A 14,320-nucleotide genomic window follows, 5' to 3' on the forward strand; every position below is an offset into this window, starting at 1 on the left:
TCTTGCTTGTAGCTTGTAGCTTGTAGCTTGTAGCTTGTGGCTTGCAGCTTGCAGCTTGCAGCTTGCAGCTTGCAGCTTCCAACCATCGGAGAACATCGACCGTGTCCTGGCAACCGCACATCACCGTCGCCACTGTCGTCGAGCACGCAGACAAATTCCTCTTCGTCGAAGAGTTCAAGGCCGGCCAGCACGTGTTCAACCAGCCCGCCGGCCACCTGGAGCCTGAAGAAACCCTGCCCCAGGCCGCACTGCGCGAAACGCTGGAAGAAACCGCGTGGGAAGTCGAGCTCACCGGCGTGGTCGGCATCTACCTGTACACCGCACCCAGCAACGGCGTGACCTACCAGCGCATCTGCTTCGCCGCACGCCCCGTGCGCCACCACGCCGACCGCGCCCTGGACAGCGACATCGTCCGTGCCGTCTGGCTCACCCGCGAGGAGCTGTTGGCCGCCCCCGACCGCTGGCGCAGCGAACTGGTGCCACGCTGCCTGGATGACTACCTCGCAGGCCCGTTGCACAGCCTCGACTTGCTGCGCGACTGACGCGCAGCCTCGGGTTTGATAGAATCGGCGCTTTTCCCCCTTGATACACATCGGTAGCCATGACCAGCCCAGCACTCAAAGACCCCGCCAAGACCCGCGTCATCGTCGGCATGTCCGGCGGCGTGGACTCTTCCGTCTCCGCCCTTCTGCTCATGGAGCAGGGCTACCAGGTGGAAGGTCTGTTCATGAAGAACTGGGAAGAGGACGACGGCACCGAATACTGCACCGCCCGGGAAGATCTGGCCGACGCCCAGGCCGTGTGCGACCGCATCGGCATCAAGCTGCATACCGCCAACTTCGCTGCTGAATACTGGGACAACGTTTTCGAGCATTTCCTCGAAGAATACAAAGCCGGCCGTACACCCAACCCGGACATCCTCTGCAACCGCGAAATCAAGTTCAAGGCGTTTCTCGACTACGCGCTTTCGCTGGGGGCAGACCTGATCGCCACCGGTCATTACGTGCGCCGCCGCGACACCGGCGCGATCACCGAACTGCTCAAGGGCCTGGACCCGAACAAGGACCAGAGCTATTTCCTGCATGCCGTGGGCGGCAAGGAAATCGCTCGCACCCTGTTCCCGGTCGGCGAACTGGAAAAGCCCGAGGTCCGCGCCATCGCCGAAAAACACGGCCTGGCCACCGCCAAGAAGAAGGACTCCACCGGTATCTGCTTCATCGGTGAGCGCCGTTTCAGTGACTTCCTCAAGCAGTACCTGCCGGCCCAGCCAGGTGAGATCCAGACCACCGAAGGCGAAGTCATCGGCCGCCACCACGGCCTGATGTACCACACCATTGGTCAGCGCCAGGGCTTGGGTATCGGCGGCCTGAAAGACGCAGGCGACGAGCCGTGGTACGTGCTGCACAAAGACCTGGCCCGCAATGTACTGGTGGTCGGCCAGGGCAATGAACACCCTTGGTTGTTCTCCCGTGCGCTGCTCGCTTCGGAAATCTTCTGGGTCAACCCGATCGACCTCAGCAGCCCGCGCACGCTCACTGCCAAGGTGCGCTACCGCCAGAGCGACCAGCGCTGCACCCTGGAACTGACCGAAAGCGGCTACCGCGCCGTGTTCGACGAGCCGCAGCGCGCCGTTACCCCTGGCCAGTCGGTAGTGTTCTACGACGGTGAGGTGTGCCTGGGTGGCGGCGTGATCGAGACGGCCGAGCCGTGGAGCCCGCGCGCATGAGCAAACTGCAGGAGCAATTGATTGCCCTGGGCGGGGTGTTTCAGGCCGCCGTGCTGGTCGACCGCATCGCCCGCACCGGCCAGGCCAGCGAGGCCGATATCGGCTGCATGCTGGGCAGCCTGCTGGTGCGCGACCCCAAGGACACCCTGGAGGTGTTCGGTGGCGACGACCTCAACCTGCGTGACGGTTATCGCGCCCTGGTCGGCGCCCTGGAGCGCGACCCCAGCAGCCTGCAGCGCGAACCGCTGCGTTATGCGCTGTCGATGCTCGGCCTGGAACGCCAGCTGAACAAGCGGGGCGACCTGCTCGACACCATTGGCAACCGCCTGCCGCAGATCCAGTCACAGGCCGACCATTTCGGCCTGGTCCACGAAAACGTCATCGCCTCCAGCGGCGCGTTGTATCAGGACACCCTGAGCACCCTGCGCCAGCGCATTCAGGTGCATGGCGACATGCGCTTCCTGCAGCAGGCCAGCAACGCTTCGAAAATTCGCGCCCTGCTGCTGGCCGGCATACGCGCCGCACGCCTTTGGCGCCAGCTGGGCGGGCACCGCTGGCAGCTGGTGTTCAGCCGGCGCAAGTTGCTCAACGAGCTGTACGATATGATGCGCAGCCCCAGCTGAGGGCTGAGCTGCCTGTTTGCACAGCGACTGCCACCCGATCCAGATTGGGCTGACCTTTGGTCAGCCACCCGACCTCGGCGCATTTTTCATGTATGATATGCGCCCTCCAAAAGCCTGACTGTCCGAGAACACCCCATGCAGCTCTCTTCGCTCACTGCGGTTTCCCCTGTAGACGGCCGTTATGCCGGCAAAACCCAGGCCTTGCGCCCCATTTTCAGCGAATTCGGCCTGATCCGTTTCCGCGCCCTGGTCGAAGTGCGCTGGCTGCAGCGCCTGGCCGCCCACCCGCAGATCGGCGAAGTGCCGGCGTTCTCCGCCGAAGCCAACGCCCTGCTGGACAGCCTGGCCACCGACTTCAAGCTCGAGCACGCTGAACGCGTCAAGGAAATCGAGCGCACCACCAACCATGACGTCAAGGCGATCGAGTACCTCCTCAAGGAGCAGGCTGCGCAACTGCCTGAGTTGGCCAAAGTCAGCGAATTCATCCACTTCGCCTGCACCAGTGAGGACATCAACAACCTGTCCCACGCCCTGATGCTGCGTGCTGGCCGCGATGACGTGCTGCTGCCACTGATGCGTCAGATTGCTGATGCCATCCGCGCCCTGGCCCATGCGCACGCCGACGTGCCGATGCTGTCGCGCACCCACGGCCAGCCGGCTTCGCCGACCACGCTGGGTAAAGAGCTGGCCAACGTCGTCTACCGCCTGGAGCGCCAGATCGCTCAAGTGGCCGCTGTGCCGCTGCTGGGTAAGATCAACGGTGCCGTGGGCAACTACAACGCCCACCTGTCGGCCTACTCGCAGATCGACTGGGAAGAGAACGCCCGCGCCTTCATCGAAGACGAACTGGGCCTGGTGTTCAACCCGTACACCACCCAGATCGAGCCGCACGACTACATCGCCGAGCTGTTCGACGCCATCGCCCGCTTCAACACCATCCTCATCGACTTCGACCGCGACGTCTGGGGCTACATCTCGCTGGGCTACTTCAAGCAGAAGACCGTCGCTGGTGAAATCGGCTCGTCGACCATGCCGCACAAGGTCAACCCGATCGACTTCGAAAACTCCGAAGGCAACCTGGGTATCGCCAACGCACTGTTCCAGCACTTGGCCAGCAAGCTGCCGATCTCGCGCTGGCAGCGTGACCTGACCGACTCCACCGTGCTGCGCAACCTGGGTGTGGGCTTCGCTCACAGCGTCATCGCCTATGAAGCCAGCCTCAAAGGCATCGGCAAGCTGGAAGTCAACGCCGCACGTATCGCCGCCGACCTGGACGCCTGCTGGGAAGTCCTCGCCGAGCCGATCCAGACCGTGATGCGCCGCTTCAACATCGAGAACCCCTACGAGAAGCTCAAGGAGCTGACCCGTGGCAAGGGCATCACCCCAGAAGCACTGCTGACCTTCATCGACGGCCTGGACATGCCAGCCGAAGCCAAGGCCGAGCTCAAGCAGTTGACCCCTGCCAGCTACATCGGTAACGCCGTAGCGCAGGCCAAACGCATCTAAGCTAAGCGTCGAGTTCAACGCCCGGCCTGGCCGGGCGTTTTTATTCCCGGACGAAAATTACGTTTTTTCAATAGGTTGAACATGAATCCTGATACTCCACTGCAGCTGCTCGGCGGCATCTCGGCCCGTGAATTCATGCGCGACTACTGGCAGAAGAAGCCGCTGCTGGTGCGCCAGGCATTCCCGGACTTCGAAAGCCCGATCGACCCCGACGAGCTGGCCGGCCTGGCTCTGGAAGAGGAAGTCGAGTCGCGCATCGTGCTCGAGCACGGCGCCCACCCGTGGGAGCTGCGCCGCGGCCCGTTCAACGAAGACACCTTCGCCGACCTGCCTGAGAAAGACTGGACCCTGCTGGTTCAGGCGGTCGACCAGTTCGTACCTGAAGTGGCCGAACTACTGGAGCACTTCCGCTTCCTGCCAAGCTGGCGCATCGACGATGTGATGATCAGCTTCGCCACTCCCGGTGGCAGCGTAGGCCCGCACTTCGACAACTACGACGTGTTCCTGCTGCAAGGCCACGGCCAGCGCAACTGGAAGATCGGCCAGATGTGCAACAGCGACAGCCCGCTGCTGGACCATGCCGACCTGCGCATCCTCGCCGAATTCGAACAGAGCGGCGAATGGACCCTGGAGCCTGGCGACATGCTCTACCTGCCACCGCGCCTGGCCCACTACGGCGTAGCCGTGGACGACTGCCTGACCTACTCGGTCGGTTTCCGCGCGCCAAGCGCCGCCGAAGTGCTGACCCACTTCACCGACTTCCTCGGCCAGTTCCTGCCGGACGAGGAACGCTACAGCGACGCCGACGCCGAGCCTGCCAGCGACCCGCACCAGATCCAGCACGACGCCCTCGACCGTCTCAAGGGCCTGCTCGACAAGCACATGAACGACAAGGACCTGCTGCTGACCTGGTTCGGCCAGTTCATGACCGAGCCGCGCTACCCCGAACAGGTCGTCGGTGAAGAGCTGGACGAGCAGGAGCTGATCGAAGCACTCGAAGACGGTGCCATCCTGATTCGCAACCCAAGTGCGCGCATGGCCTGGTCGGAGCTTGGCGATGACCTGATGCTGTTCGCCAGCGGCCGCAGCTGCCCGCTGCCCGCCAAACTGCGCGAGCTGCTGAAGCTGGTGTGTGCCGCCGACGCGTTACACATCGACAACCTTGCACAGTGGCTGGAGGATGAAGACGGCCTTATGCTAGTACAGCAGTTGATCAAACAAGGAAGCCTGGGATTCGCCAATGAATAAGATTCGCGTGCGCCTCGCCGATTGGCAGAAAGACAACGCCGATATCCGGCGTATCCGTGAAGCGGTGTTCGTCGCCGAACAGCACATTCCACCTGAGCTGGAGTTCGACTCGGAAGACCAGGACGCGCTGCATTTTCTGGCGCTGGAAGGCGATTACCCAATTGGCACTGCCCGCCTGCTGGCCGACGGTACCATCGGGCGCATCTCGGTGCTCAAGGACTGGCGCGGGCTGAAGGTTGGCGATGCACTGGTCAATGCGGTCATCCTCGAGGCGCAGAACCGTGACCTCAAGCAACAGATGCTCAGCGCCCAAGTGCATGCCACGCCATTCTACGAGCGACTGGGCTTTCGCGTGGTCAGCGAGGAATTCCTTGAAGCCGGCATCCCGCATGTTGACATGGTGCGCGACTCCCGCGAGATCGCCTGATTCCTAGCGGCTGACCTCACCGGCCCTCTCGCCGGCATGCCGGCTCCCCCACATACCTCATAGCTTTCAGGAGCGGTGATACACCTGTGGGGGCCGGCTTGCCGGCGCGAGGACGGTGGTCGCAGCAACATCCTCACTGATAAAAACCTGTACATCCATCCAGATAAAACTTGCCTCCGCGCCCGCGCTTGCGCATCCTAGTGCCTATCACTCTCGATAAAGCGTCCCGGCCATGCGCCTGTTCCTCTGCGAAAAACCCTCCCAGGCAAAAGACATCGCCAAGATCCTAGGTGCCAACCGCAAGGGCGACGGCTGCTGGCAAGGCACAGACGTCTGCGTCACCTGGTGCATCGGCCACCTGTTGGAAACCGCGCCGCCCGACAGCTACGACGAACGCTACAAGCGCTGGAACCTCGCCGACCTGCCAATCATTCCAGACAAATGGAAGATGCTGGTCAAGCCCAAGACCGCCAGCCAGTTCAAGGCCGTCAAGCGCTTGCTCGGCGAGGCACGCGAACTGGTAATCGCCACCGATGCCGACCGCGAAGGCGAAATGATCGCCCGCGAACTGGTCGAGCATTGTCGCTACCGTGGGCCCATACAGCGCCTGTGGCTGTCCGCTCTGGACGATGCCTCGATTCGCAAGGCCTTGGCGCGCCTGCTGCCGGGGCAGGATACCTTCAACCTCTATCACTCGGCGCTGGGCCGCTCACGCGCCGACTGGCTCATCGGCATGAACATGAGCCGGCTGTTCACCCTATTGGGCCGCCAGTCGGGCTACCAGGGTGTGCTACCGGTGGGCCGGGTACAAACACCTACCCTGCGCCTGGTGGTGGACCGCGACCGCAGCATCGCCGATTTCGTACCGTTACCGTTCTGGGCCATCGACGTGCAACTCGAGCATGCCGGCATGGGCTTCAACGCCCAGTGGCGAGCGCCACAACAGATCTGCGACGACCAGGGCCGCTGCCTTGACCAGGCGCTGGCCCAACAGGCCGCCACAGACATCGGCAACGCCCGTACTGCACGGGTGATCAAGGTGGCCACAGAACGTGTACGCGAGGCAGCCCCCCTGCCCTTCGACCTCGGCACCCTGCAGGAACTGTGCTCAAAGAAATTCGGCCTTGGTGCCCAGGAAACCCTCGACATTGCCCAGGCCCTGTACGAAACCCACAAGCTGATCACCTACCCACGCAGCGATTGCGGTTACCTGCCCCTCAGCCAGCACAGCGAAGCGCCGGCAATCCTTGCTGCATTGCAGCGAGCCGATAGCAGCCTGGCGCCGCTGCAAGCGCACCTTGCGCCGCACCGCCGCTCGCGGGCCTGGAACGATGCCAAAGTCACCGCGCACCACGGCATCATCCCTACTGCGGCCGCCAGCGACCCGTCACGCTTGCCAGCCAAGCACAAGGCGGTCTACACCCTGATCCGCGCCCGCTACCTGGCCCAGTTCCTGCCTAACCACGAGTATGATCGCACCCAGGCCGAGTTCGACTGTGCAGGCCATGCCCTGCGTGCAGTGGGCAAGCAGATCGCGGAGCCGGGCTGGCGCCGCGCATTACCCGAGGCGCTGGCTCCAGCCAAAGGTCGCGAAGCGCCGCCGGCGCAAGTGCTGCCCACATTGTGCGAGGGCCAGGACTGCGCCGTACAGGGCCTGCAGTTGAAGGACCTGTGGACCCAACCGCCCAAACCCTTCACCGAAGGCGACCTGATCAAGGCCATGAAGAACGTCGCCAAGCTGGTGGACGACCCGCGGCTGAAACAGAAGCTCAAGGAAACCACCGGCATCGGCACCGAGGCGACCCGGGCCAGCATCATCCAGGGCCTGCTCGACCGCGGCTATCTGGTCAAGAACGGCAAGGCACTGGCCGCCACCCCTGCCGCCTTCAGCCTGATCGACGCCGTGCCACGCGCCATCGCCGACCCAGGTACCACGGCAATCTGGGAACAGGCGCTGGACATGGTGCAAAATGGTGAAATGAGCCTGGAGGACTTCGTTGCTCGGCAGTCGGCATGGATGGGCAAACTGGTGGAGCGCTGCAGCGGCATGCGCATGACCATCAACGGGCCAGCGGTGGGCAAGGCGGCGCCGTGGAAGAAAAAGCGCCGCAGCGGTGGCAAAGGCAAACCTGCAGCTAACGGTGCCAAGGCTACAGGCAGCAAGCCGCGGCAACCCCGGCGCAAAGCCGCCAACTGAATAGTCAGCCAGTGCAGCACGGCCTCACTTCCAGACGCGATCCTCGCTCCAGCCAAGCTCGGCAAAATCATGCACTCGCAAACCGGCCTCTTCCTCACAGAAGAACTCATCGAGCTGGGGCGGGCGCACCGCTGTATCGCTGAGCATGGCATGGACCTGGCCACGGTGATGGATCTGGTGCTCGAAAAGGTGTGCAAGCAAGCGCAGGCGCTGTTCACGCTGCACACGGTCGGGCCTCACGATGCTCACGTAGCGCGATAACTGGTCGTCGCTCAGCACACTGCAGTAAGCGATCAGCCGGTGGTCGGCCTGGGCCTGTTCGGCGTGCAGGTCGGTGCACGTGGCAAAAGGCTGCTCCGGCTCGAAGAAGCGTTCACCGTCGGCCGCAGGCGCCTCGCCACGCTGCTCGCACTCGAGCATGTGCAGATAGAACCAGTCCACCGTCAGCAAATGGTTGAGGGTGGCCTTGATCGACGGAAAGAAGCTGCACCGGGGGGCGACGAACTCGTCCTGGGTCAGTTGCAGACAGGCCTTGTACAGGCGGTGGTTGGCCCAGCCATTGTTATAGGCCTGGGTCAGCAGATGATGCGACAGCGGCTCCATGGTTCGGCTCCTTCAGGCGAAGCGTTGCAGTTGCATCTCCCGTAGCCGGCTTAGGGTCCTTTGGTACGGGAAGGCCAGATACCCTTGAGTGTAGAGCGCTTCAAGCGGAACCTGCGCCTCAAGGTACAGCGCCACCCTGCGGTCGTAGCATTCGTCGACCAGCGCAATGAAGCGGCGCACGGCGTCATCCTTGGCCGCCAGCGCCGGCAGTTGCCGATCACCGGCTTGCACCCGTGCGGCACCGTCCTCGGTACCACGGGCGATACGCCCGGCCTGCTGCTCGCCGCTCAGGGCTGGAATGCCTTCGACCAGGATCGCCGGAAACTGATCGCACAGCGCCATGAATTCCATTGCTGCCATTGGCTGCTCGCAGAGATCGGCAAAGCGACACCAGATCGCTTGTGAGCTACGCCGGATCACCCGGATCTGCCGTGCGCCCACTGCGAACGGCAGCGCAGTGCCCGGATCGTCGGGGCTGAGCTGCCTGAACACCGCCTCAAGCGCCTTTGCCTTGCCAGCTTCAGCCACCCAGTAGCGCTGGTGTGCGGCCCCAGGGTGAAGACGATGGTCCAGTTCGCCTGCCACCGCCAGCACTTGCATGTGCCGCTCTATAGCGGTGATAGCCGGCAGAAAACGATCGCGATTGAAACCGTCTTGGTACAGCAACTGCGGCGGTTGATTGGAGGTGGCAACCACTACCACACCATGATCGAACAACACCTGGAACAGGCGACCGAGAATGATTGCATCTGCGATGTCGCTGACAAAAAGCTCATCGAAGCACAGCACGCGGATCTCCGCCGCCAGCGCTCGGGCAAGCGCCTGCAGCGGATCAGCGGTGCCATTGAGTTGAAACAGCCGTTGGTGGACCCACGCCATGAAATGGTGGAAGTGCTGCCGCCGGGCGCCAATGCTCAGGCAGCGGTGGAACAAGTCCATGAGCCAGGTCTTGCCGCGGCCGACCGGCCCCCACAGGTAAAGGCCCCGAGCGGGGCGACCGCCCTCCAGGGCCTCGAAACAGGCTTGCAAGGCATAGACGGCCTGAGCCTGCTCCGGGTCGGGGACATAGCCTTGCTCGGCAAGGGCCTGCTGATAGAGCGTTTTGGGGTCTAAGGCCATGCCGCATTATGTTGATCGAGCCCATCGCCGGCAAGCCAGGGCCGCTACTGTACTTCAGCTCAGAAGTTCGCCAGCGACAGGTCAGTACATCCCGGAAGCGTTTTCAGCCCTGGCTCAGGCCAACTTTCAGCAGCATCCCGTCCTTTTCATCGGTGAGCACGTACAGGTAACCATCCGGCCCAACCCGCACATCACGGATTCGCGTTTTCAAATCCCCTAACAGGCGCTCTTCATGGACGACCTTGTCGCCATCGAGCTGCAGGCGAATCAGCTCTTGAGTGGCCAGCGCGCCGATGAACAGATTGTGGTCCCAAGCCTTGAACGTGGGGCTGTCGTAAAAAGCCATGCCGCTGATACCTGGCGACTTTTCCCAAACATGATGCGGATCGACCATACCGTCCACATGTTCGCCCTTGGCCTCAGGGATTGGCAGCAGTGAATAGTTGATGCCATGAGTAGCGATTGGCCAACCATAATTCTTCCCAGCCTGCGGGATGTTTATCTCATCACCGCCGCGGGGGCCATGCTCGTGCGTCCACAGCTTGCCGGTCCAAGGGTTGAGCGCTGCACCTTGCTGGTTCCGGTGGCCGAACGACCATATTTCAGGGCGCACGCCGTCTTTACCGACGAAGGGATTGTCTTTGGGCACTTCACCATCGGGCAGGATGCGCACAACCTTGCCCTGCAGCTTGTCCAGGTCCTGGGAGGTGGCGCGCTGGTTGTTCTCGCCCAGCGCGACGAACAGGTAGCCATTCCGATCGAAGACCAGGCGCGAGCCAAAGTGATTGCCCACCGAAAGCTTGGGTTGCTGGCGGAAGATCACCTCGAAATTTTCCAAACGTGCGCGATCTTGGGACAGTTGACCACGGCCAACCGCAGTGCCGGCCTTGCCATCACTGCCCTCTTCGGCATACGACAGGTAAATCGTACGATCTTGGGCGAACTCAGGTGATAACACTACGTCGAGCAGGCCGCCCTGGCCCTCAGCCCAGACGTTGGGCACCCCGCTTATGGGAGGGCCGACCTTGCCTTCGGCATTGACCACACGCAGATTACCGGAGCGTTCGGTCACCAGCATATCCTTACCGCCCGGCAGGAACGCCAATGCCCAGGGGTTGCGCAAGCCGTCCGCTACGGTACTGACGGTCACCTGCCCCTCCTCGCTGGGAAAGCGCTTCTCGGCGGCGGCATGCACGAGCAGCGGCAGCATTGCGGCAGCGGTAAGCGTGGTCAGCCAGGTAGCTTTGATCATGCAGAATTCCTTTGAGTGGCGGCTCAGGGCGCGCGCTGGGTGTCACGCGGTGGGCGGGTGGGTTCCAGGTTCGGCGTCTGCTGCTGGCGGCGCAAATTGTCACCATTACCGATGCCGCGGTTGTCCAGGCTAGGTGTGCGCTGGATCGGCTGGGTCGAAGGGCCGCGCACTGGTGGCGTGACAGGTAGGCTGCCTTGGCGGCTGTTAGGGTTGGCCCGCTGGATCGGGCTGTTGTAGGGGTTGTTACTACTGGCAGCAAGCAGCAAAGGCTGTAGCGACGCTGCCTGTACAGGCAGGCCCAGCAACAGGCCGACGGCCAGGGCCGGCAATGTAAGATTCATACTCCACCTCGTGTACGAAAAGGTGCGCCTCGTGCATTTGATAGCCTAAGGCGTGAGGCGTTCGCAGAAAAAGGGTGAATGCGATTCGCGATGTTTCAGTATGAACCTCAGGCAGCCCTGAGCACCTGCAGAATATGCCAGGCGTAGGCTTCGGATGGTCGAAGGTAGCGGTTGCGGCATCCCAGCAGCAGAACCGCTGCTTTCAACACCGGCTGACATTTGCCACACTCAAGGCCGGTTTCCATTGGCAAGGTCCATTTTCATGACTGCCGTTTTGCAACGCTACGCCCGATTGCTGCTGGTCTTGTTGCTGGCTGGTGTGCTGAACGCCTGCGCTTTGCTCCAGGCACGCGACCCGCTGAACATCAGCGTGATCGGCATCGAACCCTTGCCGGGTCAAGAATTGGAAATGCGCATGGCGGTAAAGATGCGCGTGCAAAATCCCAACGAGGCAGCCGTCGACTACAACGGCATCGCGCTGAACCTGGAGGTCAACGGCCAGGCACTCGCCTCTGGAGTCAGCGACCAGCGGGGGCATATCGGCCGTTACAGTGAAGCGGTGGTGGTGGTACCGGTGAGCATCACGGCGTTTGCATTCCTGCGCCAGGCCTATGGCCTGAGCAAGCTCGACTCGCTACAAGGGATGCCTTATGTGCTGCGCGGTAAACTGGCTGGCGGCCCCCTGGGCACCGTGCGCTTTACCGATGAGGGCAAGCTGGACCTGCCCAAAGGGGGCAACGTGTACTGGTGACAGGCCGCGGATCATCAGCGGTTGGTGCTGGCAGCAGCCATCATCTTGTTTACCTCGCTGCGTACCATGCTGGCGTATTCAGGCGGCGACATGCCGTCCAGCTCGGCACGTACCCATTCAGCCCATTTGCCCTTGCGACGCGGCTTTTCCGAAATCAGCCGGGCTGCGTCAGCCTTCGCCTTGCCCAGGTTGTTCTGCCACAGTTCGAACAGCCGCGCCTTTTCTGCCTCGATCTGTGCCCGTTCCTCGAAGCTCCTGTTGGCCAGATTGAAACTCATGAATGCACCTGCCAGTTGAAATGGCCGCTATCTTACACCGTAGTGGTGCTTCATCGCTAAGCTGGCGCAACTTTCCCGGCGCACCGGCATCCATTGCTTACCCCCCTATCGACGAGGACATGTTCATGGCCCGAAAATCAGCCTTTGCAGCTAACAGCGAGCAGATCAAGGATCAGGTGTTCAGTGAGCTGCAGGCATTGATAGAAGAATCCGAGAAGCTGCTCAACGACAGCGCCTCCCTGGTAGGTGAAGAAGCCGACACGCTACGCGCGCAGGTCAGCCTGAAACTTCGCCAGGCTCGAGAGGCGGCCGCACAGGTGCGCGCCAAAGCCCAACCGGTAGTAGACGCTACAAACGAATATATCGGCGGCCACCCATGGCAAACCGTTGCGGTCTCTGCCGGGTTTGGCCTGGTAATTGGCTTGCTACTGGGCCGCCGTCACTAACCGATACCAGGCGCAGTGCCGGCTGTTGCACATCAGGCGGCCTGCGCCATCGGAATACCACTGTGGAAACGCAGTTCCTGATCCGCAGACAGGATCAGATCTGCTTCCGCCTCACGCACCCGCTGAACCCGCTGGGCGATATCTGCTTCATCGCCATACTGATGGGCGAGTTTCAGGTAGCCTTGGTAGTGGCGCGCTTCACTTTTAAGCAAGCCGTGATAAAAAGTGCCGAGCTCATCATCCAGGTGCGGGACCAATGCTGCAAAGCGCTCGCAGCTGCGTGCTTCGATAAAGGCACCTACCACCAGGGTATCCACCAGTTTGACTGGCTCATGGGCGCGCACCAGGCGGCGCAAGCCAGAGGCATAGCGCCCCGCCGACACTGGGCGCAAAGGCACACCACGGCGCTTCATCAAACGCAACACCTGCTCATGATGTACCAGTTCCTCACGGGCCAAGCGTGACATCATGTTGATCAGGTCCAGATGGGTGTTGTACTTGGCGATCAGGCTCAACGCCGTGCTGGCAGCTTTGAACTCGCAGTTCTTGTGGTCGATCAGCAAGGTTTCCTGGTCAGCAATGGCCGCCTCGATCCAGGCGTCTGGCGTCTTGCAACCAAGGAAGGCATCTATTTCGGGGATCAGGGACATAACGTACAACCACACACAGCAGGCAGGACGGGCGATTATACCGGTGCCGATCATGAGCGCCAGTGGCTATGCTTGATGTACATCAAACGGCCACGCAAGGCCGGCCTACTATAGTCAGGCATAGGCCACCACCTTTTCAGGGGAGTTCACGCCCATGCAATCTGTCCGTAGCATTCTAGTGGTACTCGATCCCCATCATGCCCATAGCCGTGCGTTGACCCGCGCCAAGCTGATAGCCGGCGTAACCGGCGCGCGCCTGCACTTGCTGATGTGCGACAAAAAACAGGATCACAGCGCACTGCTCAGCTTGCTTAGCAGTCAGCTACACGACGATGGCTACACTAACGTCTCTCACGAACAGAACTGGAGGGAGAGCCTGCATGAGTCGATCATTGCCGTTCAACAGGCTGAAGGTTGTGACCTGGTGATCAAGGAGCACCGGCCGGACAACCCCCTGCGCAAGGCATTGCTGACGCCAAGCGACTGGAAACTTCTACGCCAGTGCCCTTGCGCAGTGTTGATGGTCAAGAGCGAGCGGCCTTGGACGGAAGGCATAATTCTGGCTGCCGTGGATGTCGGCAACGATGATGAAGACCATCGGCGGCTGCATGCCAGCATCATCGAGCATGGCTATGACATCGCCAGCCTGGCCAAGGGTGAACTGCACGTGATCACTGCGCATCCCTCCCCCATGCTGGCGGCATCCGACCCGGTCTACCAGCTCAGTGAGACCATCGAAAAACGCTACCGAGAGGCGTGCAGGGCTTTCCAGGCCGAATACGATATCAGCGAGGATCGCCTGCATGTCGCAGAGGGCCCTGCGGATGTGCTGATACCGCATATTGAGCAGAAGCTCGATGCAGTGGTCACGGTCATTGGCACTGTCGCGCGCACGGGCATCTCTGGCGCCCTGATCGGCAACACCTCTGAAGTCGTGCTGGATACCCTTGTGGGCGATGTGCTGGTGCTCAAAAGCGAAGAGGCGATCGCGCACCTGGCTGAACTGGCCCGAGGCTAAAAACGTTTCCGCGCACAAAGACAAAACCCCTACCTGCTCACGCAGATAGGGGTTTTGCGAAATGAATCTTGACGATGACCTACTCTCACATGGGGAAACCCCACACTACCATCGGCGATGCATCGTTTCACTACT

General features: G+C 61.8%; 16 protein-coding genes. 10 read left to right on the forward strand and 6 right to left on the reverse strand.

What is annotated here, in order from left to right; all coding sequences use genetic code 11:
* Positions 1-101: 101 nt before the first annotated feature.
* The 7 genes from ACIPZC_RS22645 to ACIPZC_RS22675 all read left to right on the forward strand — a co-directional run bounded on the left by ACIPZC_RS22645 (position 102) and on the right by ACIPZC_RS22675 (position 7,727).
* Positions 102-542: an NUDIX hydrolase gene (locus ACIPZC_RS22645; protein WP_400629669.1), complete on the forward strand. Its 441-nt coding sequence runs from the start codon at positions 102-104 to the stop codon at positions 540-542.
* Between the two features lie 59 nt (positions 543-601).
* A complete protein-coding gene (gene mnmA, locus ACIPZC_RS22650) occupies positions 602-1,726 on the forward strand; it encodes a tRNA 2-thiouridine(34) synthase MnmA (protein ID WP_267817219.1) in 1,125 nt (374 codons plus the stop codon).
* Positions 1,723-2,349: a high frequency lysogenization protein HflD gene (hflD, locus tag ACIPZC_RS22655; protein ID WP_241805431.1), complete on the forward strand. Its 627-nt coding sequence runs from the start codon at positions 1,723-1,725 to the stop codon at positions 2,347-2,349. Before mnmA ends, hflD begins: the two co-directional genes overlap by 4 nt.
* A 135-nt stretch (positions 2,350-2,484) precedes the next feature.
* Positions 2,485-3,855: an adenylosuccinate lyase gene (purB, locus tag ACIPZC_RS22660; RefSeq protein ID WP_241805432.1), complete on the forward strand. Its 1,371-nt coding sequence runs from the start codon at positions 2,485-2,487 to the stop codon at positions 3,853-3,855.
* An 81-nt stretch (positions 3,856-3,936) separates the two neighbouring features.
* Entirely contained in the window at positions 3,937-5,103 is a 1,167-nt protein-coding gene (locus tag ACIPZC_RS22665; RefSeq protein WP_039604938.1) for a cupin domain-containing protein, read from the forward strand.
* Positions 5,096-5,530: a GNAT family N-acetyltransferase gene (locus ACIPZC_RS22670; RefSeq protein ID WP_012315260.1), complete on the forward strand. Its 435-nt coding sequence runs from the start codon at positions 5,096-5,098 to the stop codon at positions 5,528-5,530. Before ACIPZC_RS22665 ends, ACIPZC_RS22670 begins: the two co-directional genes overlap by 8 nt.
* 232 nt (positions 5,531-5,762) lie before the next feature.
* Positions 5,763-7,727, forward strand: coding sequence for a DNA topoisomerase III (locus ACIPZC_RS22675; protein WP_400629673.1), 1,965 nt, complete (start codon positions 5,763-5,765; stop codon positions 7,725-7,727).
* 24 nt (positions 7,728-7,751) lie between these two features.
* Here ACIPZC_RS22675 and ACIPZC_RS22680 read toward each other — a convergent pair whose 3' ends face one another.
* From ACIPZC_RS22680 to ACIPZC_RS22695, 4 genes are all read right to left on the reverse strand, one after another.
* Positions 7,752-8,330, reverse strand: coding sequence for a DinB family protein (locus tag ACIPZC_RS22680; RefSeq protein ID WP_400629675.1), 579 nt, complete (start codon positions 8,328-8,330; stop codon positions 7,752-7,754).
* A gap of 12 nt (positions 8,331-8,342) precedes the next feature.
* The gene (zapE, locus tag ACIPZC_RS22685; RefSeq protein ID WP_400629677.1) at positions 8,343-9,449 is read right to left on the reverse strand and encodes a cell division protein ZapE; all 1,107 of its coding nucleotides are present in this window, start codon (positions 9,447-9,449) and stop codon (positions 8,343-8,345) included.
* Between the two features lie 103 nt (positions 9,450-9,552).
* Positions 9,553-10,701 carry a PQQ-dependent sugar dehydrogenase gene (locus tag ACIPZC_RS22690; protein WP_400629679.1) on the reverse strand — a complete coding sequence of 383 codons (1,149 nt, stop codon included), beginning with the start codon at positions 10,699-10,701 and terminating at the stop codon, positions 9,553-9,555.
* 23 nt (positions 10,702-10,724) lie between these two features.
* The gene (locus ACIPZC_RS22695; RefSeq protein WP_400629681.1) at positions 10,725-11,042 is read right to left on the reverse strand and encodes a hypothetical protein; all 318 of its coding nucleotides are present in this window, start codon (positions 11,040-11,042) and stop codon (positions 10,725-10,727) included.
* A 262-nt stretch (positions 11,043-11,304) separates the two neighbouring features.
* Here ACIPZC_RS22695 and ACIPZC_RS22700 point away from each other — a divergent pair, with 262 nt between their 5' ends.
* Positions 11,305-11,793, forward strand: a complete 489-nt coding sequence (locus ACIPZC_RS22700; protein WP_241805439.1) for an LEA type 2 family protein — start codon at positions 11,305-11,307, stop codon at positions 11,791-11,793.
* A 14-nt stretch (positions 11,794-11,807) separates the two neighbouring features.
* Here the strand turns inward: ACIPZC_RS22700 and ACIPZC_RS22705 are convergent, their stop codons facing one another.
* Positions 11,808-12,071: a hypothetical protein gene (locus ACIPZC_RS22705; protein ID WP_241805440.1), complete on the reverse strand. Its 264-nt coding sequence runs from the start codon at positions 12,069-12,071 to the stop codon at positions 11,808-11,810.
* 20 nt (positions 12,072-12,091) lie between these two features.
* Between ACIPZC_RS22705 and ACIPZC_RS22710 the strand changes: the two genes are divergently transcribed.
* Positions 12,092-12,517 (forward strand): YqjD family protein, encoded by a 426-nt coding sequence (locus ACIPZC_RS22710; RefSeq protein WP_400629696.1) that lies wholly within the window; start codon positions 12,092-12,094, stop codon positions 12,515-12,517.
* 32 nt (positions 12,518-12,549) lie between these two features.
* Here the strand turns inward: ACIPZC_RS22710 and ACIPZC_RS22715 are convergent, their stop codons facing one another.
* The gene (locus tag ACIPZC_RS22715) at positions 12,550-13,167 is read right to left on the reverse strand and encodes a tRNA-(ms[2]io[6]A)-hydroxylase (RefSeq protein ID WP_241805442.1); all 618 of its coding nucleotides are present in this window, start codon (positions 13,165-13,167) and stop codon (positions 12,550-12,552) included.
* Between the two features lie 154 nt (positions 13,168-13,321).
* Here ACIPZC_RS22715 and ACIPZC_RS22720 point away from each other — a divergent pair, with 154 nt between their 5' ends.
* Positions 13,322-14,185, forward strand: coding sequence for a universal stress protein (locus ACIPZC_RS22720; RefSeq protein ID WP_400629684.1), 864 nt, complete (start codon positions 13,322-13,324; stop codon positions 14,183-14,185).
* The last annotated feature ends 135 nt before the right edge of the window (positions 14,186-14,320 follow it).

The organism is Pseudomonas sp. NPDC089743 (assembly GCF_044748785.1).
GTDB lineage: Bacteria > Pseudomonadota > Gammaproteobacteria > Pseudomonadales > Pseudomonadaceae > Aquipseudomonas > Aquipseudomonas putida_X.